Origin of the sequence: Micromonospora sp. CPCC 205561 (assembly GCF_036906775.1) — a bacterium.
In the GTDB taxonomy this organism is placed as follows: Bacteria; Actinomycetota; Actinomycetes; order Mycobacteriales; family Micromonosporaceae; genus Micromonospora.
Map to the genome: position 1 here is coordinate 12,922 of NZ_JBAKHV010000008.1, position 19,685 is coordinate 32,606.

Genomic DNA, 19,685 nt, shown 5'->3' on the forward strand with positions numbered 1-19,685 from the left:
TGACCGCCGACCGACCTTGGCCACGGGGGATGGGATGACGATGCGGGACACCGACCGGGCCCTGGTGCAGGCCGCCACGGCGGTCGCCAAGCTGCGCTGCCGCAGCGGGAACCACACGGTCGCCGCCGCCGCGCGGACCACCGACGGCCGGGTCTTCACCGGGGTCAACGTCTACCACTTCACCGGCGGCCCCTGCGCCGAGGTGGTCGCGGTCGGCGCCGCCGCCACCCAGGGCGTCACCGAGCTGGAGACGATCGTCGCGGTGGGCGACCGGGGCCGCGGGGTGATCCCGCCCTGCGGGCGCTGCCGGCAGGTGCTGCGCGACTACTTCCCCACCGTCCGGGTCATCGTCGGGCCGATGGACGCGCTGCGTGTGGTGCACGTCGCCGAGCTGCTGCCGGAGACGTACGTCTGGGCCGAGCACCAGCTCGACGGGCCGGCCGGCCCGGTCCCCGCGCCGCGACCCGCCGACTGACGGCCCGGCCCGCCGGCCCGGTCGTCACCCGACCGACTCCGCGCCCCCACCGGCCGGTCGGTCCGGGGCTTCGGAGCCGGGTTGCCGGTCCTCCGGCGCCGCCGCCTCGGCGGCGCGCCGCCGCCGCAGGCCGACCAGCCCCGCGGCCACGAGCCCGAGCACCACCAGGGCGATCTTGAAGCCGACCTTGCCAAAGGCGAGGTGACCGACGCCGCTGGTGACGACGCCGACCCACCAGCCCGGGTCGAGGAACCGCCCCCGGTCGGCGCGATACTCCCCGTCGCGCAGCCACCAGCCCAATGCCACCAGCCCCAGCGCCACCGCGCCGGTCAGCAGGGCGGCGACGGTGTACCTGCGGCCGCTGCCTCTCCCATCCGCCATGACGCGACGGTAGCGGCCCCGCGCGACCTCGGCTCACCCCGGTGCCGGTCGGCGGCCCGACCGACACCGACGGGCCGCCGTCGGTAGCCGGCAGCGGCCTCCAGGACCGACGGGGCACCGGCACGCTCTCGAACCTGGGCGGCCAGGGCCGTCGCCCGCCCGGGTCCGGCGTCGTCCGCCCTGGTCAGCGCCACTTGGATCGACACCGGCGAGTTAGGCCCGGCCAGGGCGTTCCGCTACGGTAAGGCGACCCTAAGCGCAAACGTGCAGGAGCCTCGTGACCACCCTCGCCACCCGACCGGCGCCGGCCGGCACCCGGCCCCGGGCGCGTGGCGGTCGGCGGCTCACGGTCACCGCCGCCGCCGCGCTGGTGCTGATGCTGGCCGTGCTGGCGAGCTTCGCGCTCGGCAGCCGCGCGCTGGCCGTCGACGAGGTGTGGCGCGCGCTGGTGGCCTCCGACGGTGGCGAGGCCGCCACCATCGTGCGGGAGTTGCGGATGCCGCGTACCGCGCTGGGCCTCACCGTCGGGTTGGCGCTCGCCGTCGCCGGGGTCCTCTTCCAGGCCCTCACCCGCAACCCGCTGGCCGAACCGCGGATCCTCGGCATCAGCGCCGGCGCGTCCTTCGGCGTGGTGCTGGCCATCTCCGTCTTCGGCGTGAGCACGCTCGCCGGGTACGTCTGGTTCGGCATCGGCGGCGCGCTCGGCGCCGGCGTGCTGGTCTTCGCCGTCGCCGCCAAGGCCCGCGAGGGCGCCAGCCCGGTCACCCTCGCGCTGGTCGGCGCGGCCCTCGACGCCAGTCTCGCCTCCGTGGTGTACGCGCTGCTCAGCATGGACGCCCGCACCTTCGAGGAGTACCGCTTCTGGGTGGTCGGCGGGCTGACCGGCCGCGACCTCACGGTGGCCGTCCAGGTGCTGCCGTTCGTGCTGGCCGGGCTGTTCCTGGCCGCGCTGGTCGCCCGGGGCCTGGACGCGCTGGCCCTCGGCGACGACGTGGCCCGGGGCCTCGGGCACCGGATCGGGCTGGTCCGCGTCGGCGGCGGTGTCGCCGCGGTCCTGCTCACCGGGGCGGCCGTCGCCGCCGCCGGCCCCATCGCGTTCGTCGGGCTCGCGGTGCCGCACCTGGCCCGCGCCCTGGTCGGCGCCGACCACCGCTGGACCCTCGTGGTGTCCGCGCTGCTCGGTCCCGCGCTGCTGCTGGGTGCCGACGTCGTCGGCCGGCTCGTCGCGCCACCCGGGGAGGTGCCCGCGGGCATCGTCACCGCCCTGGTCGGCGCCCCGCTGCTGGCCTTCCTGGTGCGCCGCGCGAAGGTCGTGACGGCGTGACCGCCCCCACCGCCCCGGCCGCCGGTCGGCCGGCGGGCCGCCCCCGGGTGGGCGTCACCGCGCTGCCCGGGCGTTCGCTGGTGCGGATCGGTCCGGTCGCCGTGCAGGTCCGCCGCCGCTCGGTGCTGGTCGCCGCCGCACTGGTCGTGCTGCTGCTCGCCGCGGGATTGCTCAGCCTCTCCCTGGGCACCCCGTACGTCGCCCCGGCCGACGTGCTGCGCGCCCTCTCCGGCGCCGGCACCCCGTACGACCTGGTGGTCCTCGACCTGCGGCTGCCCCGGCTGGTGCTGGCCGCGGTGGCCGGCGCGGCCTTCGGGGTGGCGGGCACGCTGATCCAGAGCGTGGCGCGCAACCCGCTCGCCAGCCCCGACGTCGTCGGCATCACCCAGGGCGCCGGTCTCGCCGCGACGGTGGCCCTGACCGGCGGTCTCGCCGCCGTGCTCGTGGCGCCGGCCGCGTTGCTCGGCGGGCTGGTCGCCGCCGTGCTGCTGTTCGTCCTCGGCGCCCGGCACGGCCTGGCCGCCCAGCGGTTCGTGCTCGCCGGCGTGGCGGTCGCCTTCGCGCTGCGGGCCCTGACCGAGGTGGTCATGCTCACCGCCGACCCGATCGACGGGCTGCGCGCGCAGATCTGGCTGATCGGCACGCTCGCCGGCAAGGGCTGGACCGAGAGCCTGTGGATCGCCCTCACCCTGGCCGCGCTCCTGCCGGTGCTGGCCTGGGCCGGCTGGGCGCTGAACAGCACCGCCCTGGACGACGACACCGCCCGGGGGATCGGCCTGCGCCCGGTGGCCCGGCGGGTCGGCCTCGCCGGCACCGGGGTGCTGGCCGCCGCGATGGTCACCGCCCAGGTGGGCGCGGTGGACTTCGTCGCCCTGGTCGCCCCGCAGTTGGCCCGCCGGCTGGTCCGCGCCGAGCGTCCGCCGCTGGTCGGCGCCGCGTTGCTCGGTGCGCTGCTGCTGGTCCTGGCCGACCTGGGCGGCCGGCGGCTGTTCGCCCCCACCCAACTGCCGGCCGGCGTGCTGACCGCCGCCATCGGCGGCCCGTACCTGATCTTCCTGCTGCTCCGCGGCCGGCGGCGGTCCTCGTGAAGTCCCACCCTGGCAAGGAGGCGTGATGCTCTCCACCCGCGACCTGGTCGCCGGCTACGACGAGCGGACGGTGCTGGACGGGCTCGACCTGGAGCTGCCCGGCGACGCGTTCACGGTGATCGTCGGGCCGAACGCCTGTGGCAAGTCCACCCTGCTGCGCACCATGGCCCGCCTGCTCACGCCCCGGCGCGGCGCCGTGCTGCTGGACGGCACCGCCATCCGGGACCTGCCGACCCGCGAGGTCGCCCGCCGCCTCGGCGTGCTGCCGCAGAGCCCGCTGGTGCCGGAGGGCGTCACCGTGGCGGACCTGGTCGGCCGGGGCCGGCAGCCGTACCAGCGGTGGTGGCGGCAGTGGTCGGAGTCCGACGGCGTCGCCGTCGACCGGGCCATGGCGCTCGCCGACGTGACCGGGCTGGCCGACCGGCCGGTGGACACCCTCTCCGGCGGTCAGCGGCAGCGCGTCTGGATCGCCATGACCCTCGCCCAGGACACCGAGGCGCTGCTGCTGGACGAGCCCACCACCTTCCTCGACCTCGCCCACCAGGTGGAGGTGCTGGACCTGCTGCACCGGCTGCGCGTCGAGCGGGGCCGCACGGTCGTCGCCGTGCTGCACGACCTCAACCAGGCCGCCCGGTACGCCGACCACCTGATCGCGATGCGCTCCGGCGCCGTGGTGGCCGCCGGGCCGCCCCGGGAGATCCTCACCGCCGACCTGGTCCGGGACGTCTTCGGCCTGGACTGCGTGGTCGTGCCCTGCCCGGTGACCGGGGCGCCCCTGGTGGTGCCCGCGCTCACCGGTGCTTCCCTGGCTCGCCCCTCCGCCGGGGACGCGGCGACGCCGCGGACCGGCTCGTACCTGTCGAAAGGAATCTGATGCGTCGTCTCGCCGCCGCCCTCACCACGGTCCTGGCCCTCGGCATCGGTCTCACCGCCTGCGGTGAGAGCGACCCGGTCGCCGACACCACCACCGGGGCGACCCAGGAGATCACTCACGCCATGGGCACCACCAAGGTGCCGGCGGAGCCCAAGCGGGTCGTCGTGCTCGACACTGACAAGATCGACACCGCCCTGACCCTCGGCGTCACGCCGGTCGGCGCCGCCACCGCCGGCGAGGCGAGGAGCTGGCCGACCTACTTCGGCGAGGAGAAGCTCGCCGGCATCAAGGAGGTCGGGGTGCTGACCGAGCCCGACCTGGAGGCCATCAACGCCCTCAAGCCGGACCTCATCCTGGGCAGCAAGTTCCGCCAGGAGAAGTTCTACGACGAGCTGGCCGCCATCGCGCCGACCGTCTTCACCGAGAAGGTGGGCGTCACCTGGAAGGAGAACTTCCTCTTCGACGGCAAGGCGCTCGGCAAGGAGCAGCAGGCCAAGGACCTGCTGGCCACGTACGAGACGCGGGCCAGAAAGTTCGGCGGCGAGCTCGGCGACGCCGGCACCCGCGAGGTCTCCATCGTCCGCTTCATGCCGACCGAGATCCGGGTGTACGGGCCGGACTCGTTCTCCGGCATCGTCATCGGCGACACCGGCCTGGGCCGCCCCGAGCGGCAGCAGCTCACCGGCAAGGAGGACCGGCGGATGGACCGGGTCAGCCCGGAGCGGATCGGCGAGGTCGACGGCGACGTCATCTTCGTGACGGCGTACGGCGAGAAGGCCGCCGCCGAGCAGGCCAAGGTCACCGGCGGGACGCTCTGGAAGGGGCTGTCGGCCGTCAAGGCGGGCAAGGCGCACGTCGTGTCCGACGAGATCTGGATGACCGGCATCGGCATCGGCGCGGCCAACAAGATCCTCGATGACCTGGAGAAGTACCTCCCCGCCTGACCCGTACGCGCGCGGCAGCCGCTACGGCTGCCGCGCGTCACCCGCCATGGACTCGCGGCGGCGCGCCGGAGCGAGCGGTGCCGGGGGAGGTCCTCGCGGGCCGGTCCACCCCGCCCGATCCCGCCCGTCATGTGGCTCCGCGCGGGTCCGCCGACGGTGATCCGCCGTGCGGCGGGGAGCCGCGTGACGGGGCGCCGCGCGTCGCGGGGCCGCCCGGCCCGGCCGTCGGGAGGCCGGACCGGGCGGCGCGTCGGGTGGTGGAACGGGGTCAGGCGGCGGTGGCCCAGATGGCCCGGAAGGCTGCCGCCTCGCCGGCCAGCCAACGCTCGATGTGCTCGGGGCGGACGTCGGCGGGCATGCGGTGGGCCTCGCCGCGACGCACGTCGACCAGGACGGGCTCGGCGTGCGGGAGCACCGCGTCCATGTGCCGGGCCATCAGGTGCAGGGTGGCGAGCGTCGCCTCCTCGCTGGGCGGCGCCTCGTCGAAGTGCAGTCGGACGGCCTCGACGCGGCCGTCGGCGTGGCGTACGCCGAACTGGGGATTGACCTTGACGGGGAGGTCGCCGAGCATCGCGAGCGCGTCGCGGGTCTGGGCGAGGTCGACGGACCTCGGCTCGCCGAGGGAGCGCAGCCAGGTCTTCGCGCCCGGGACGAGCGCCTCGTAGAGCGGACGCCAGCGCGGCTTGACCGCGTCGGCCACCTGTTCGAGGTGGGTGCCGCCGGTGTGGAAGGCGATGTCGGCCTTGAGCGCCTTGACGAACTGGCCGTGCGGGTTGAAGCCGGAGCGGCTGGCTCGCTGCTTGCGCAGGCCCCCGACGAAGGTGGCCTTCCTCGGGCCGGTGCGGTCGACGTAGCGGGTGAAGCCGAGCAGGGTGGCGTAGGGGGTGGGTGGGGCGGAGGCGGGCGTGGTCACGGTCGTCCTCCCAGGTCAGGACCTCGATTAGTACACACATTCTAATCGACGGGTGTGACATCTCCCAGGGTCTGCGGAGCGTTCCTGGGGCGTCCTCGCGAGGCGGGCACGCTGGAAGGTCACCCCTGCGGCCCGGAAGATCCACACCGCCTCGGCGGACGCCGAGGCGCGCCGCGGTGCCTCGCACGTGCCGGGCCGGGGCATGTCCGCCCGGCCGTCACGGCGTCGTGTGCGGCGTCCATTCCCGAAGGGTTTTCCGGCCCGGGCGGAAAAAAGGGAAAGGGGGAGTGTCCGCCCCTTTCCCTTTACAACATATATCGCACCGGGGGGCTTGCGGCAAGACCCGGTCCGTGCCGCAGAATCACCGGCCGAGGCCGCGAGCTGCGGAAACGGAAACCAACGAAACACACGAGTCGTCGTACGGCCGCGGCAACGTCGGCCGATGGTGGCACGCCCGGAGTGCGTGCCCGCGTGGACCGCGCGGCATCGCGGGTCGGGACCATGAACGAGATCGGAGTTGCCGTGAATCCCCTGACGACCAGCGCGTTCGACCTTCCCGACCACCTCGCCGCCAAGGCCGACCCGACGCTCGTCGCCGCCGACGAGCAGCACTTCGCGGCCGTCGCGGAGAGCCTCGAGCAGTTGATCACCGAGCTGTCCGACCGTCTCGACGCCGAGCGCAGGTCCCCCGGTGGCAAGGGCCGGCAGGCGGTGGACCGGGACATGGAGATCCGCCGGCTGGCCGCCCGCCTGCGCACACTGCGCCGCTTCGGCGTGGACCTGTGCCTCGGACGCATGGTCGGCGCCGACGACCCCGAGCCCGTGTACGTCGGACGACGTGGCCTCACCGGCGGCGCGGGCGGTCGGCTGCTGCTGGACTGGCGTTCCCCCGCGGCCGAGCCGTTCTTCGCGGCGACCCACGCCCTCCCGATGGGCCTGGCGAGCCGCCGCAGGTACCGCTGGACGCGCGGCCGGATCACCGACTACTGGGACGAGGTGTTCACCCCGGACGGGTTCGCGGGGCACGCCGTCACGCTCGACGACCAGTCAGCCTTCATCGCCAGCCTGGGCGCCAGCAGGTCGTCGCGGATGCGCGACGTGCTCGGCACGATCCAGGCCGACCAGGACGCCATCATCCGCGCGGGATCGAGCGGCGCGCTCGTCGTCGATGGCGGTCCCGGTACGGGGAAGACCGTCGTCGCCCTGCACCGCACCGCGTACCTCCTCTACGCCGACCCGCGCCTCGGTCACCGCCGCGGCGGCGTGCTGTTCGTCGGTCCGCACCAGCCCTACCTGGCCTACGTCTCCGACGTCCTGCCCAGCCTGGGGGAGGAGGACGTGCAGACCTGCACCCTGCGGGATCTCGTCCCCGAGGGCGCCGCCGCGACCGTCGAGACCGACCCGGAGGTGGCCCGGCTGAAGTCGTCGGCGGACCTGGTGAAGGCCATCGAGGCGGCCGTCAGGTTCTACGAGGAGCCGCCGGTCGCACCGATGACGGTCACCACCGACGAGGCGGAGATCCGGCTGGACACCGACGACTGGGCCGAGGCGTTCGAGGCGCCGGGGCCCGGTACGCCGCACAACGAGGCGCGTGACGAGGTCTGGGAGGAACTGCTCACGATCCTGGTGGAGAAGTACGACGGCGACGAGTCGGACGACCTGGTCCGCGGGTCGCTGCTGCGGAACAGGGAACTGCGTACGGCGTTCACCCGGGCCTGGCCGCTGATCGAGGCGACCGACCTCGTCGGCGACCTGTGGTCGGTGCCCGCCTATCTGCGCAGGTGCGCCCCCTGGCTCAGTCCCGACGAGGTCCGCAAGCTGCAGCGCCGCCACGCCCAGGCCTGGACGGTGTCCGACCTGCCGCTCCTGGACGCGGCCCGGCAGCGGCTCGGGGACCCGGAGGCGTCCGGGCGTAGGCGCCGGCAGGAGGCCACCGTCGCCGTCGAACGCGCGCGCATGGCGACGGTCGTCGACGACCTCATCGAGGCCGACGCCTACGACGACGGTGAAGGCGTGCTGTCGAGCCTGCGTCAACTGGACCTCCAGGACGCCCTGGTCGACGAGGCCGCACTGCCCGACGTCGAGCCGGACCTGCTCGCCGGACCGTTCGCCCACATCGTCGTGGACGAGGCTCAGGAACTGACCGACGCCGAGTGGCAGATGCTGCTGCGCCGCTGCCCGTCGCGGAGCTTCACCATCGTCGGGGACCGCGCCCAGGCCCGGCACGGGTTCACGGAGTCGTGGCAGGAACGGCTCGAGCGGATCGGGCTGGACCGGATCGCCCTGGCCTCCCTGACCGTCAACTACCGGACGCCGGAAGAGGTCATGGCGGAGGCCGAGCCCGTGATCCGGGCCGTGCTCCCGGACGCCAACGTGCCGACCTCCATCCGCAGCGGCGGCCTTCCCGTCGTACGCGGATCCGTCGCCGACCTGGGCTCGATTCTCGACGCCTGGCTCGCCGAACACGCCGAGGGGACCGCCTGCGTGATCGGCGATGCGACGTTCTCGCCGAGCCCTCGCGTCCGGTCGCTGACCCCCGAGCTGTCGAAGGGGCTCGAGTTCGACCTGGTCGTCCTCGTCGACCCCGAGGCGTTCGGCGACGGCATCGAGGCGGCGGTCGACCGCTATGTCGCGATGACCCGGGCGACCCGGCAACTCGTCATCCTCACCACGTCCTGAGGCGCGAGCGCCGCGGCCCCTTCCGCACCGGCCGAGCGCCGTGACGAGCGGCGTCGGCGGTGTCACGACACCGGCCGTCCGGCATCTCGTCGTCGCAGGAGGAGGCCCACGGCGACGGCGGAGACGGCGCCGAAGCACCCGAGCGCCATCGCGACGACGCGCAGGGCGGCGGTGAAGCCGTCGCCGGCGAGCTGCCCGCCGCTGACGACGGCGAGGGTGGAACCCACGAGCGCGAGCGCGATGGTCTCGGTGACGAGCCGGCCGGTGTTGAACAGCCCCGCCACGGTACCGGCCTGTCCCAGGGGCGCGCTGGAGATGGCGAGTCCGTCGACCACGCCCGTGGTGGCGCCGACACCAGCCCCGATCAGCAGCAGCGGCAGGAGCAGGGAACCCGGTGTGCTGGCGGGCCCGATGGTGACGAGGGCGAACACGCCGACCGTGCCGAGGGCGATCGCCCCGACGCAGAGCAGGCGGGGCGAGCGACGCGCGAGCGCCGCTCCGGCAGGGGGCAGGGCGACCGAGGGCAGGGTGAGCATGAGCATCCACAGCCCGGCTCGCCCCGCGTCCAGGCCGGCGACGTCGATGAGATAGGAGGGCAGGTAGACCAGCAGGGGGACGAGCAGGCCCATCATGGTCGCGGCGACCAGCGAGTAACCGACGAAGCGCGCGTCGCGCAGGAGGCCGAGGTCGAACATCGGGTCGGCACGGCGCCTCTCGACCCGTACGAACCCGATCCCGCTGGCCGCGAGGGCGAGCAGCGCGACGGTCACCCACGGGTGCGCGGCCCCCAGGACGGGTGCCTCGACGAAGAGCCAGATGAGGAGCGCGAGCGCGGCGGTGAACAGGACGCCGCCGCCCCAGTCGACGCCCTTCCCTGCGCCGGGGAGGGCGGGGAGGGAGGGGCACAGCAGCAACACGACTCCGGCCAGCGCGGCGGGGGCCGCGAAGACGGCCCGCCACCCGAGCACGTCCACGAGCAGGCCGGAGACCGTGGGCCCGAACGCGAGGCCAGCACCGAGGACCGTGCCGAGCGCGCCGAACACCCGGGTCCGCGCCGCTCCGCCGAAGGTCGCGGCGAGGATCGACTGACCTGTCGCCGTCGCCGCTGCCGCACCGATGCCGGCGAGGACGCGGGCGAGGTTCAGGACCGTGGCGTCCGGGGCGAGCCCGCAGAGCACGCTGCCGGCGAAGAACACCGTGACCCCGGCGGCGAAGAGGCGGCGCCTGCCGAGCAGGTCCGCGAGCGAGCCGCCGAGGGCCAGGAACGCGGCGAAGCAGAGGTTGTAGCCGTTGACCACCCACTGCGCCGCGGTGAGTGACGCGTCGAGGTCGTGCTGGATTCCGGGAAGAGCGACGGACGCCCCGGTGATCGTCAGCGGAAACGACACCGACGACAGCAGCACCGCGGTCAGGGTGAGGGCGCGCGCGTTCACCGCGACCACCGACCCGGGACGGCAACGGTCGGGAGGAGACGAGGGCAGGGGGCGTCACAGGGGACGGGACAGATGGATGGGGACCTGTGCACGAAGGGCTCCGGAGATCGCATGCGGAGCCGGGCAGCTCGGACGGCCACACCGGCGAAGGGTCGCTGATGCGGCGGAGCGGAAACGCAGAGCGTTCGGGAGTCTGGGGTTTCGCGCCGCCGCTACGGGCGGCGCACCCTGTCCGAGGCGGGCACGGGGTCAACCTAGTCCAGGGCGGTACGCCCCGGCAACGCGATACCTGGGTGCGGGCACCCGGAGCAGCGCGGCGGGGCCGGCCGCAGCCGGCCCCGCACGGTCGTGGCGGTGGCTAGAGCTGGCCGACGGAGGTGATCCGGACGACCGCCGCGCCCGCCTCGTCGGAGGCGGCGAGGTCGATCTCGGCGCTGATGCCCCAGTCGTGGTCGCCCTCGGGGTCGTCCAGGATCTGCCGCACCGTCCAGCGTTCCCGCCCCTGCTCGATCATGAGCAGCGCGGGGCCCCGCGCGTCCGGCCCCACCCCGATGGAGTCGAACGCCTCGAAGTACGGCTCCAGCGCGTCGGCCCACGCGTCCGCGTCCCAGCCCGACGCCGCGTCCAGCTCGCCGAGGTCGTACCAGCGGCGCAGGGCGGCCAGCTCGACCCGGCGGAACAGGGCGTTGCGCACCAGCACCCGGAAGGCGCGGGCGTTGCGGGTGACCGCCGGCACGCGCTCGTCCAGCGCCTCGGCGGCCTCGGCCGCGTCGGTGGGGTTGCGCAGCCGCTCCCACTCGTCGATGAGGCTGGAGTCGACCTGGCGGACCAGCTCGCCCAGCCACTCGATGAGGTCGACCAGCTCCTCGGTCTTCGCGTCCTCGGGCACCGTCTGCCGCAGCGTCTTGTACGCGTCGGCGAGGTAGCGCAGCACGAGTCCCTCGGAGCGGGTCAGCCCGTAGAACTGCACGAACTCGGTGAAGGTCATCGCCCGCTCGTACATGTCCCGCACGACGGACTTGGGGGAGAGCTGGTGGTCGGCCACCCACGGGTGCCCCTGCCGGTACATCTCGTATGCCGAGTCCAGCAGCTCCGCGAGGGGCTTGGGCCAGGTCACCTCGTCGAGGAGTTCGAGGCGCGCCTCGTACTCGATGCCCTCGGCCTTCATCGCGGCGACCGCCTCGCCGCGGGCCTTGAACTGCTGCGCGGAGAGCACCTGGCGCGGGTCGTCCAGGATCGACTCGATCACGGAGAGCACGTCGAGGGCGTACGCCGGGGAGTCGACGTCGAGCAGCTCGATGGTGGCCAGCGCCAGCGGGGAGAGCGGCTGGTTGAGGGCGAAGTCGAGCTGGAGGTCGACGGTGAGGCGGACCCGCCGCCCGGTCTCGTCGGGCTCCGCCAACTGCTCGACGACGCCGCCGGCGAGCAGCGCCCGGTAGATGGCGACGGCCCGCCGGACGTGCCGGCGCTGGGCGGCGCGGTCCTCGTGGTTGTCGGTGAGCAGGTGGCGCATCGCGGCGAACGCGTCGCCGGGCCGGCCGATGACGTTGAGCAGCATCGAGTGGCTGACCTGGAAGCTGGAGGTGAGCGGCTCCGGCTCGGCCTCCACCAGGCGGTCGAAGGTGGGTCGGCCCCAGCCGATCGAGCCCTCCGGCGGCTTCTTGCGCACCACCTTGCGCCGCTTCTTCGGGTCGTCGCCGGCCTTGGCCAGCGCCTTCTCGTTGTCGATGACGTGCTCGGGGGCCTGTACGACGACCCGGCCGACGGTGTCGAACCCGGCCCGCCCGGCCCGGCCGGCGATCTGGTGGAACTCGCGGGCCTTGAGCAGCCGGGTGCGCACCCCGTCGTACTTCGACAGGCCGGTGAAGAGCACGGTCCGGATCGGCACGTTGATCCCGACGCCGAGGGTGTCCGTGCCGCAGATGACCTTGAGTAGGCCGGCCTGGGCCAGGGTCTCGACCAGCCGGCGGTACTTGGGCAGCATCCCGGCGTGGTGCACCCCGATGCCGTGTCGCACCAGGCGGGAGAGGGTCTTGCCGAACCCGGAGGTGAACCGGAAGTTGCCGATCGCGGTGGCGATCAGGTCCTTCTCGGCGCGGGTGCAGACGTTGACGCTCATCAGGGCCTGGGCGCGCTCCAGTGCGGCGGCCTGGGTGAAGTGCACGACGTAGACGGGCGCCTGCTTCGTCTCCAGCAGCTCCTCCAGGGTCTCGTGCAGCGGCGTCATCGCGTACGAGAAGAGGAGCGGGACCGGCCGCTCGGCCGAGCGGACGACGGCGGTGGGCCGCCCGGTGCGCCGGGCCAGGTCGTCGACGAAGCGGGCGGTGTCGCCGAGCGTGGCGGACATCAGGACGAACTGCGCCTGCGGCAGCTCGATCAGCGGCACCTGCCAGGCCCAACCGCGGTCCGGCTCGGCGTAGAAGTGGAACTCGTCCATGACCACCTGGCCGACGTCGGCGCGCCCGCCCTCGCGCAGCGCCAGGTTGGCCAGGATCTCGGCGGTGCAGCATATGATCGGCGCGTCGGCGTTGACGCTGGCGTCGCCGGTCAGCATGCCGACGTTGTCGGCCCCGAAGACCTCGCAGAGGGCGAAGAACTTCTCCGACACCAGCGCCTTGATCGGGGCCGTGTAGAAGGTGGTCCGGTCGTCGGCCAGGGCCGCGAAGTGCGCCGCGACGGCGACCAGGCTCTTGCCGGAGCCGGTCGGCGTATTCATGATCACATTGGCGCCGGAGACGATCTCGATGACCGCCTCCTCCTGGTGGGGGTAGAGGTCGAGGCCGCGCTCCTTCGCCCAGCCGGCGAACGCGTCGAAGAGGGTGTCGGGGTCGGCGCTTGTCGGCAGCGCGGCGGTGAGCGTCATAGCGGGTCCATGGTGCCTGGATCATGCCCCCGAGCGCCAACCGGCCCGACCGCGCCAGGCGTCGGGAAGGCCCTCTCGGGTGACGGGCCACCCCGACGGGATGCCCTCGCTCTCACGACCGGCGGTGGATCAGATCGAAGATCGGTCGGCCCGCGCGCAGGGCCCGCCGCTCGAACTTGGTGACCGGGCGGTGCGCCGGGCGGGGCGCGAAGCCGTCGTAAGCGTCGACCAACCCCGGGTCGGCGTCGAGCGTCCGGCGCATCGCCTCGGCGTACTCGGCCCAGTCGGTGGCGCAGTGCAGGGTGCCGCCGGTCGCCAACCGCGAGCGCAGCAGCGCGACGTGGGCCGGCTGGATGATCCGCCGCTTGTGGTGCCGGGACTTGGGCCAGGGGTCGGGGAAGAAGACGTGCACCGCGTCCAGCGACCCCGCCGGGAGGCCCGCGACGAGGTCCAGGGCGTCGCCCTCGGCGACCCGTACGTTGCGCAGCCCGTGCCGCTCGACCAGGTCCAGCAGGTTGGCGATTCCGGGCGTGTGCACCTCGACCGCCAGATAGTCTCGATCCGGGTCGGCGGCGGCCATCGCGGCCGTGGTGTCGCCCATCCCGGACCCGATCTCCAGCACCAGCGGGGCCCGGCGACCGAAGAGGCCGGCCAGGTCCACCGGCGTGCCGGGGCGGTCCGGGACGCGCAGGCCGTAGACCGGCCAGAGCCGGTCGAGGGCCTCCGTCTGACGGCTGCTCATCCGGCCCCGGCGTGGGTGGAAGGTCCGGATGCTCCGGGCGGCCGGGGCCGCGGGGACGGCGGCGGGAGAGTCGGTGAAGGTCACAACGACCTGAGCGTACGCGACGATCGCGCCGGATCGGATGTGATGTTCGCCCGGGGATGAGAGGATCCATCCCGTACGGCAGACCGGGTGTCTGGTGTGGCCCGGCAGCTGCCCCAACGCGCCGGGAGGGGGCGTCGTGTCGGTGCACCGCGGCGGTGTCGCGCTGGCGATCGCGACCGTGGTCGTCGGGCCCCTGCTCGCGACCGCGCCGGCCGCCGCCGGCCTGGCCGTCGCCCCCGGGTGGCGGGCGGAGCCCGCGCCGGTGGGTGCGCCCCAGCCGGCGCCACCCGGGCCGAACGTCTTCGTCGAGGTCAGCCCGAGCACCGTGGAACCCGGCTTCCTGGTCGGCATCCGGGCCGGCTGCCGGGACAACTCGCTCCCCGCCACCGTGGTGTCCGACGCCTTCGGCCGGGTGCAGGTGCAGCCGCAGCGCGGCCTGCTGACCGCCACGCCGATGGTGCGGGAGCGCACCCGACCCGGCAACTACCGGATCAAGCTGGAGTGCCGCGACGGCGAGACGGCCTCGACCATGCTCCAGGTCGTCAAGGCCGTGAAGCCCAGCCGTGGGCCCGCGACCGGATTCGGCGGGAGCGCCGGCGACTTCACCGGCGGGCTGCTGCTCCCCGGTGGCGTCGCGGTGACTGTGGCCGGCCTCGTGCTCGCGGTACGGGCGGCGCGCCGCCCGCGTACCGTCCGCGGCGCCGCCGGACGCTGAGCGCGGTCATGGCCCCCTCGCCCGCCCCGCAGCCGGTCGCCACGTCGGCCCGGGGCGCCCGGCCGCCCGGGCGCCGCCCCTGGTCGGTCCCGCTGGCCGTGGTGCTGGTGCTGGTCGGGGTCTTCGCCACCGGCGCGGGGCTGGGCCGCACCGCCGGGCCGCTCGACTGGGCCGCCGGCGAGGGCCGGGAGCAGCCGGCCCGGGGCGGGAACGCGGGGCTGACGGCCTCCAGGCCGGTGCGGCTGTCGGTCCCGGCGATCAAGGTCTCCGCGCCGGTGGCGCCCGTGGGTCAGGCCCGGGACGGCTCGATAGCCGTCCCGCCGCTGGACCGGGCCGACGAGACCGGCTGGTACGACCGGGGCCCGACGCCCGGCGAGCCGGGCCCGTCGGTCATCGTCGGGCACGTGGACACCAAGCGGGGCCCGTCGGTCTTCTACGACCTGCACAAGCTGCGCCCGGGCGACACCGTCGAGGTGGCCCGGGCGGACGGCTCCGTGGTGGTGTTCCGGGTCGACTCGGTGGAGCACTTCCCCAAGGACCGGCTCCCGGCGGAGCGGGTCTACGGCGACGAGGGCCCCCCGGGGCTGCGCCTCATCACCTGCGGCGGCGACTGGCTCGGCGGCCGGGCCGGCTACGCCGACAACGTCATCGCCTTCGCCACCCTGCTCTCCTCCCGCCCGTCCTGACGCCGGAGCCGGGTCAGGCGCGGGGCGGCACCTGCTGGACCACCTCGAACTCCAGCAGGGTGGCGCCGGACGCCACCGGGGGACGCTTCTCGCCCGTCCCGGCATGGGCGGCGCGCGACGGGCCGGCGGCCCAGGCGTCATAGGCCTCCTGGCTCTCCCAGCGGGTGTAGACGAAGTAGCGGCTCTCGCCGGCGACCGGGCGCAGCAGCTCGAAGCCGAGGAAACCGGGGGAGTTCTCGACCGCCCCGGCCCGGGCGGCGAACCGCTTCTCCAGTTCCTCGCCGGCGCCGGGCGGAACGTCGATCGCGTTGATCTTCACGACTGCCATGGCTCCACCCTAGCGACGGCGCCGGGGTTCAGAACGACTCGACCGCCGGAACCAGGTCGGCGTCGACCACGATCGGCGCGTGGTCGGAGGGGCCCTTGCCCTTGCGCGCCTCCCGGTCCACGTACGCCGAGCGGACCGCCCGGGCGAAGGGGGCCGAGGCGTACACGAGGTCGATCCGCATGCCCTTGTTCTGGTGGAACATCCCCGCCCGGTAGTCCCAGTAGGTGAACGGGTGCGGCCCCTTCATCGGCGTGGGCACCACGTCGGAGAGGCCGAGGTCGCGAAGCGCCGCCAGGGCCGCCCGCTCCGCCGGGGTGACGTGCGTGGAGTGGGCGAACACCGTCGCGTCCCACACGTCGGCGTCGGTGGGCGCGACGTTGAAGTCGCCGCAGACCGCCAGCGGCGTGCCGCCGGCCAGCTCGGCCTCCACCGCGTCGCGCAGCGCCGCGAACCAGGACAGCTTGTACGCGTAGTGCGGATCGTCCGGGGCCCGGCCGTTCGGCACGTAGACCGACCAGACCCGGACCCCGCCGCAGGTGGCCGAGATGGCGCGGGCCTCCGGCTCGGGGAAGCCCGGTTCGTCGGGGAATCCCAGCACCACGTCGGCCAGGCCCACCCGGGACAGGATGGCCACCCCGTTCCACCGGCCGTCGCTGTGGCTGGCCACCGCGTAGCCCAGCTCGCCCACCTCGGCGACCGGGAAGGCGCCGTCCGGGCACTTCGTCTCCTGGAGGCAGACGACGTCGGGCCCGGTGCCGGCCAGCCACTCCAGCAGCCGGGGCAGGCGGGCCTTCACCGAGTTCACGTTCCAGGTCGCCAGGCGCATGTGACCAGCCTGCCCCATCCGCGCCCGCGTCGCCGGGTCAGCTGCCCGGGGTGTCGCCCGGGCGGGTCTGCTCGGCCAGGAACCGCTCCAGCTCGGCGCCGAGTTCGTCGGCGGTCGGCAGCGGCCCGGCCTCGGCGGCGAGCAGGTTCTTCTCGCCCCGGCCGCGCGCGAACGCGTCGTACTGCTCCTCCAGGGCCTGCACCAGCTGCGCGGCGTCCTCGGTCTGGGCGACCTGTCGGTCGATCTCCACGCGGACCACCTCCGCCGCCGTGCGCAGCCCGTCGCGGGGCAGCAGCAGCCCGGTGCTGCGCGACACGGAGGCGAGCAGCACCTCGGCGGCGGCCGGGTACTCGGTCTGCGCCACGTAGTGCGGCACGTGGGCGGCGAAGCCGAGGGCGTCGCGGCCCAGCTCGCCGAGGCGGTATTCCAGCAGGTGCCCGACGCTGCCCGGCACCTGCACCCGCTGTAGCCACGGCTCGTAGCCGGCGATCAGCTCGCGGCGGGTGGCGTGCGCGGTGACCCCGGCGGGCCGGGTGTGCGGCACCGCCATCGGGATCGAGTTGAGCCCGACGGTCAGCCGGACGTCCAGCCGCGCGGAGAGCGCGGCCAGCGCGGCCACGAAGCGCTCCCACTGAAGGTCCGGCTCCGGGCCGGTGAGCAGCAGGAAGGGGGTCTCGTCGTCGTCGCGCAGCAGGTGCAGTTCCAGCGCCGGGGCGTCGTACGCCTCCCAGTGGTCCTCGACGAAGGTCATCACCGGGCGCCGCGAGCGGTAGTCGAAGAGCTGGTCGACGTCGAAGCGGGCGATCTGGCGGACGTCGAGCGAGGTGAGCAGCTGCTCCTTGGCGAGTCGGGTCGCGCTGCCGGCGTCGACGAAGCCGGTCAGGGCCTGGATCAGGACCGGCTGACCGAGGTCGGGCAGATCGTCGGTGAGCTCGTAGAGCTCGTGTGGGTCGAGCACCGGTGCGGACCTCCCTGGTCGTGCGTACGGGTCGCCGTGCGGACGGCACCCCGTTCGGGGAACGTACCCGCCATCCTCGTGCATTCCTCGTCCCGCCCCGCCGGGGGCCGGCAGCTGACCGGTAATCGGGCGTATGCCCGCAAGTCCGCCGTCGGGCGGCCAGGGATGTCCGTCCGGGTGAACGGACCCTCGACCGAACGTACGAGTTTGGCGATCATGGGCGCGGTCCGGGAGTTTGTCCGCGTCCGGGCCAACCCGGCGCGGTCCGGGGCGAGCCCGAGGTCTGCCCGGTCCGCGAGGTCCGTCCCGTCGGATGTGCCCGACGGCCGGTGCGTCCGGGGGAGTGGGGCGATTTCGTGACCAATGCCACCAGGTCACCCCAGGTCATCGGGGTTTCTGCCTGCCTAGCCTCGGCTGATGCCTGACGACCGCACCCTCGACAACCAGGACACCCCCGGTGCCCTGCTCGACCGTTCGGACGATACCCCCTCGTGCGATCGGCCGACCAGCCCGCGTTCCGCCGGGGCGAACGCCCGCCTGCTGGCCGCCGGGCCCGCCCGGGCCAGGATCGCCCTCGCCGCCGGCGTGCTGTGCTGCCTCGGGCTGACCGCCGCCGCCCAGGGGGCGCGGGAGGGCTCCGCCGACACGGTCCCGGCCGCCGCACCCTCCGCGCTCGCCGAGCGCGCCGAGCCGGCCCCGGCCTCCCGCGAGATGCAGCGCGTCGCCGCCTCCGCCGACCCCACCCGCGCGCCCGACCCCGACACCACCACCCCCGCGCCGAAGCGGACCACGCCCAGGGCGGCCGACCCGGCGCCGGTCGCCGGGCTCGACGAGGCCCAGATGGAGAACGCCGAGGCGATCGTGCGCACCGGGCGGAAGATGGGGATGCCCCGGCGTGCCCTGGTGATCGCGGTCGCCACCGCGATGCAGGAGAGCAACCTCTACAACGTCGCCAGCGGGGTGCTCCCGGAGTCCCGCGACTACCCGCACCAGGGCATCGGCTGGGACCACGACTCGGTCGGGCTGTTCCAGCAGCGCTCCAGCAGCGGCTGGGGCGAGGTCGGGCAGCTCATGGACCCGGAGTTCGCCACCCGGCAGTTCCTCTCCGCGCTCGCGCAGGTGCCCGGCTGGCAGCGGATGCGGCTGACCGAGGCCGCCCAGGCGGTGCAGATCTCCGCCTACCCGGAGCACTATGCCAAGCACGAGTGGCGCGCCGCGAAGGTGGTCGAGGCGGTCGTGACCGCCGGGCAGTAGACTTGATCAACCACTGTGGACGGTTGCGATTCGGCCATCCGGGGTACATGGGTTGTGGTGCCGGGGTACACATGGATGAGGCACCACCGACAAGGAGGACGACATGTCCCTGATGCAGCGGATCAGCACCTTCCTGCGCTCGCCCAAGGGTCAGCAGCTGGTCGATCGTGGCCGGCGTGAAGTGAGCAAGCCCGGCACCCAGCAGAAGCTGAAGGGCCTGGCGGCCAAGCTCCAGAACCGCCGCTGACCCTCGTCACCGACCGACTCTCCGACCCCCGGGAGACCCTGTGACCGATTCCGCGCCCGTCGACGGCCAGCCCGCCACCGGAGACCCGCAGCCACCGGTGGCGGCTCCGGTGCCGACGCAGGACGCCCCGGAGGCGCCCCCGCTGAAGCTCTGGGACCGGATGCGGGAGGACCCGCAGTACGCTCCCGAGCACCTCGCGTTGGAGGCTGTCCGCCGGCTGGGGCCGGAGGCGGCGCAGTGGGCGGCACGGGCCCGGGCGGAGCAGCCCGGGGCCTCCGCCGACGCCCTGGCCGAGCAGGCGGTACGCAGGTTCGTCAACCACGCCCGGTTCTCCGGCGCGGTCTCGGGCGCGGCCGGGCTGCCCGGGGCCGTCATTGACGTGGGGGTGCTGGCCTGGACCCAGGCCCGGATGGTGCTGCACGTCGCCGCCGCGTACGGCGTCGACCCGCTGCACGGCGACCGGGCCACCGATTTGCTGGTGTTGCAGAAGGTGCACAAGGTCGCCGAGAGCGCCCGGCTCGCGCTCGGGGTGGCCGCCGGCCGGGAGCGCGCCGGCGCCCTGTTCGGCGGCGGCGGCCAGAACCCCCTCGGCAAGGTGATGTTGCGCCTCGGGGTGCGGCTGGCCCAGATGGCCGGGGTGCGCGCGGCGAAGCGGGTCTTCGCCAAGGTGGTGCCCGGCGCGGCGATCGTCCTCGGCACCTGGGCCAACTCGTCGGCCACCAAGGACCTCGCGGAGCGCACCCGTGCGCTCTACCGCCAGCACGGCACCCCGGGCGTCCCCGAACCTCGCCGGCCCTGACTCCGCCGGCCCGACCGGCCGCTCCGGCTGACAGCCGGAGCGGCCGGCGGCGTGTCGGGGTGCGACCCGGTG

General features: G+C 74.3%; 19 protein-coding genes. 11 read left to right on the forward strand and 8 right to left on the reverse strand.

All coding sequences use genetic code 11. The annotated features are described in order from the left end of the window. Positions 1-34 precede the first annotated feature (34 nt). Positions 35-475, forward strand: coding sequence for a cytidine deaminase (locus V6V16_RS07230; RefSeq protein WP_334560721.1), 441 nt, complete (start codon positions 35-37; stop codon positions 473-475). A 24-nt stretch (positions 476-499) separates the two neighbouring features. Here V6V16_RS07230 and V6V16_RS07235 read toward each other — a convergent pair whose 3' ends face one another. Next, a complete protein-coding gene (locus V6V16_RS07235; protein WP_334560723.1) occupies positions 500-856 on the reverse strand; it encodes a hypothetical protein in 357 nt (118 codons plus the stop codon). A 277-nt stretch (positions 857-1,133) separates the two neighbouring features. On the opposite strand from V6V16_RS07235, the gene V6V16_RS07240 reads away from it, so the two are divergent. From V6V16_RS07240 to V6V16_RS07255, 4 genes are read left to right on the forward strand one after another with little or no spacing between them, the layout of a single operon-like run. Next, positions 1,134-2,180, forward strand: a complete 1,047-nt coding sequence (locus tag V6V16_RS07240) for a FecCD family ABC transporter permease (protein WP_334560725.1) — start codon at positions 1,134-1,136, stop codon at positions 2,178-2,180. Beyond that, positions 2,177-3,268, forward strand: a complete 1,092-nt coding sequence (locus tag V6V16_RS07245; protein WP_334560727.1) for a FecCD family ABC transporter permease — start codon at positions 2,177-2,179, stop codon at positions 3,266-3,268. Before V6V16_RS07240 ends, V6V16_RS07245 begins: the two co-directional genes overlap by 4 nt. A gap of 25 nt (positions 3,269-3,293) precedes the next feature. Then, positions 3,294-4,142, forward strand: a complete 849-nt coding sequence (locus V6V16_RS07250) for an ABC transporter ATP-binding protein (RefSeq protein ID WP_334560729.1) — start codon at positions 3,294-3,296, stop codon at positions 4,140-4,142. Then, on the forward strand, positions 4,142-5,086 hold the full coding sequence (locus V6V16_RS07255; protein WP_334560732.1) for an ABC transporter substrate-binding protein: 945 nt from the start codon (positions 4,142-4,144) through the stop codon (positions 5,084-5,086). Before V6V16_RS07250 ends, V6V16_RS07255 begins: the two co-directional genes overlap by 1 nt. 268 nt (positions 5,087-5,354) lie before the next feature. On the opposite strand, the gene V6V16_RS07260 is transcribed toward V6V16_RS07255, so the two are convergent. Beyond that, complete coding sequence (locus V6V16_RS07260) at positions 5,355-5,999, reverse strand: hypothetical protein (RefSeq protein ID WP_334560735.1); 645 nt, start codon at positions 5,997-5,999, stop codon at positions 5,355-5,357. A gap of 501 nt (positions 6,000-6,500) precedes the next feature. Between V6V16_RS07260 and helR the strand changes: the two genes are divergently transcribed. Beyond that, positions 6,501-8,678 carry an RNA polymerase recycling motor ATPase HelR gene (gene helR, locus V6V16_RS07265; protein ID WP_442934046.1) on the forward strand — a complete coding sequence of 726 codons (2,178 nt, stop codon included), beginning with the start codon at positions 6,501-6,503 and terminating at the stop codon, positions 8,676-8,678. Positions 8,679-8,740: 62 nt separating this feature from the next. Here the strand turns inward: helR and V6V16_RS07270 are convergent, their stop codons facing one another. The 3 genes from V6V16_RS07270 to trmB all read right to left on the reverse strand — a co-directional run bounded on the left by V6V16_RS07270 (position 8,741) and on the right by trmB (position 13,716). After that, on the reverse strand, positions 8,741-10,111 hold the full coding sequence (locus V6V16_RS07270; RefSeq protein ID WP_334560737.1) for an MFS transporter: 1,371 nt from the start codon (positions 10,109-10,111) through the stop codon (positions 8,741-8,743). 358 nt (positions 10,112-10,469) lie between these two features. Beyond that, on the reverse strand, positions 10,470-12,974 hold the full coding sequence (locus tag V6V16_RS07275) for a DEAD/DEAH box helicase (RefSeq protein WP_334560739.1): 2,505 nt from the start codon (positions 12,972-12,974) through the stop codon (positions 10,470-10,472). 112 nt (positions 12,975-13,086) lie between these two features. Further along, positions 13,087-13,716, reverse strand: coding sequence for a tRNA (guanosine(46)-N7)-methyltransferase TrmB (gene trmB, locus V6V16_RS07280; RefSeq protein WP_334560741.1), 630 nt, complete (start codon positions 13,714-13,716; stop codon positions 13,087-13,089). 226 nt (positions 13,717-13,942) lie between these two features. On the opposite strand from trmB, the gene V6V16_RS07285 reads away from it, so the two are divergent. Beyond that, on the forward strand, positions 13,943-14,515 hold the full coding sequence (locus V6V16_RS07285) for a hypothetical protein (RefSeq protein WP_334560941.1): 573 nt from the start codon (positions 13,943-13,945) through the stop codon (positions 14,513-14,515). A gap of 8 nt (positions 14,516-14,523) precedes the next feature. Further along, a complete protein-coding gene (locus V6V16_RS07290) occupies positions 14,524-15,201 on the forward strand; it encodes a class F sortase (RefSeq protein WP_334560743.1) in 678 nt (225 codons plus the stop codon). Positions 15,202-15,214: 13 nt separating this feature from the next. Here the strand turns inward: V6V16_RS07290 and V6V16_RS07295 are convergent, their stop codons facing one another. Genes V6V16_RS07295 through V6V16_RS07305 form a run of 3 tightly spaced genes read right to left on the reverse strand, consistent with a single transcriptional unit; the run spans position 15,215 to position 17,313 of the window. Continuing rightward, positions 15,215-15,529, reverse strand: a complete 315-nt coding sequence (locus V6V16_RS07295; protein ID WP_334560745.1) for an antibiotic biosynthesis monooxygenase family protein — start codon at positions 15,527-15,529, stop codon at positions 15,215-15,217. 28 nt (positions 15,530-15,557) lie between these two features. Then, positions 15,558-16,355, reverse strand: a complete 798-nt coding sequence (locus V6V16_RS07300) for an exodeoxyribonuclease III (protein WP_334560748.1) — start codon at positions 16,353-16,355, stop codon at positions 15,558-15,560. Positions 16,356-16,392: 37 nt separating this feature from the next. Then, complete coding sequence (locus V6V16_RS07305) at positions 16,393-17,313, reverse strand: proteasome assembly chaperone family protein (protein WP_334560750.1); 921 nt, start codon at positions 17,311-17,313, stop codon at positions 16,393-16,395. Between the two features lie 417 nt (positions 17,314-17,730). On the opposite strand from V6V16_RS07305, the gene V6V16_RS07310 reads away from it, so the two are divergent. The 3 genes from V6V16_RS07310 to V6V16_RS07320 all read left to right on the forward strand — a co-directional run bounded on the left by V6V16_RS07310 (position 17,731) and on the right by V6V16_RS07320 (position 19,613). Continuing rightward, complete coding sequence (locus V6V16_RS07310; protein ID WP_334560751.1) at positions 17,731-18,567, forward strand: peptidase M23; 837 nt, start codon at positions 17,731-17,733, stop codon at positions 18,565-18,567. Positions 18,568-18,670: 103 nt separating this feature from the next. Further along, positions 18,671-18,814 carry a hypothetical protein gene (locus V6V16_RS07315; RefSeq protein ID WP_334560753.1) on the forward strand — a complete coding sequence of 48 codons (144 nt, stop codon included), beginning with the start codon at positions 18,671-18,673 and terminating at the stop codon, positions 18,812-18,814. Positions 18,815-18,854: 40 nt separating this feature from the next. Continuing rightward, positions 18,855-19,613 (forward strand): EcsC family protein, encoded by a 759-nt coding sequence (locus tag V6V16_RS07320; RefSeq protein ID WP_334560755.1) that lies wholly within the window; start codon positions 18,855-18,857, stop codon positions 19,611-19,613. Positions 19,614-19,685 lie beyond the last annotated feature (72 nt).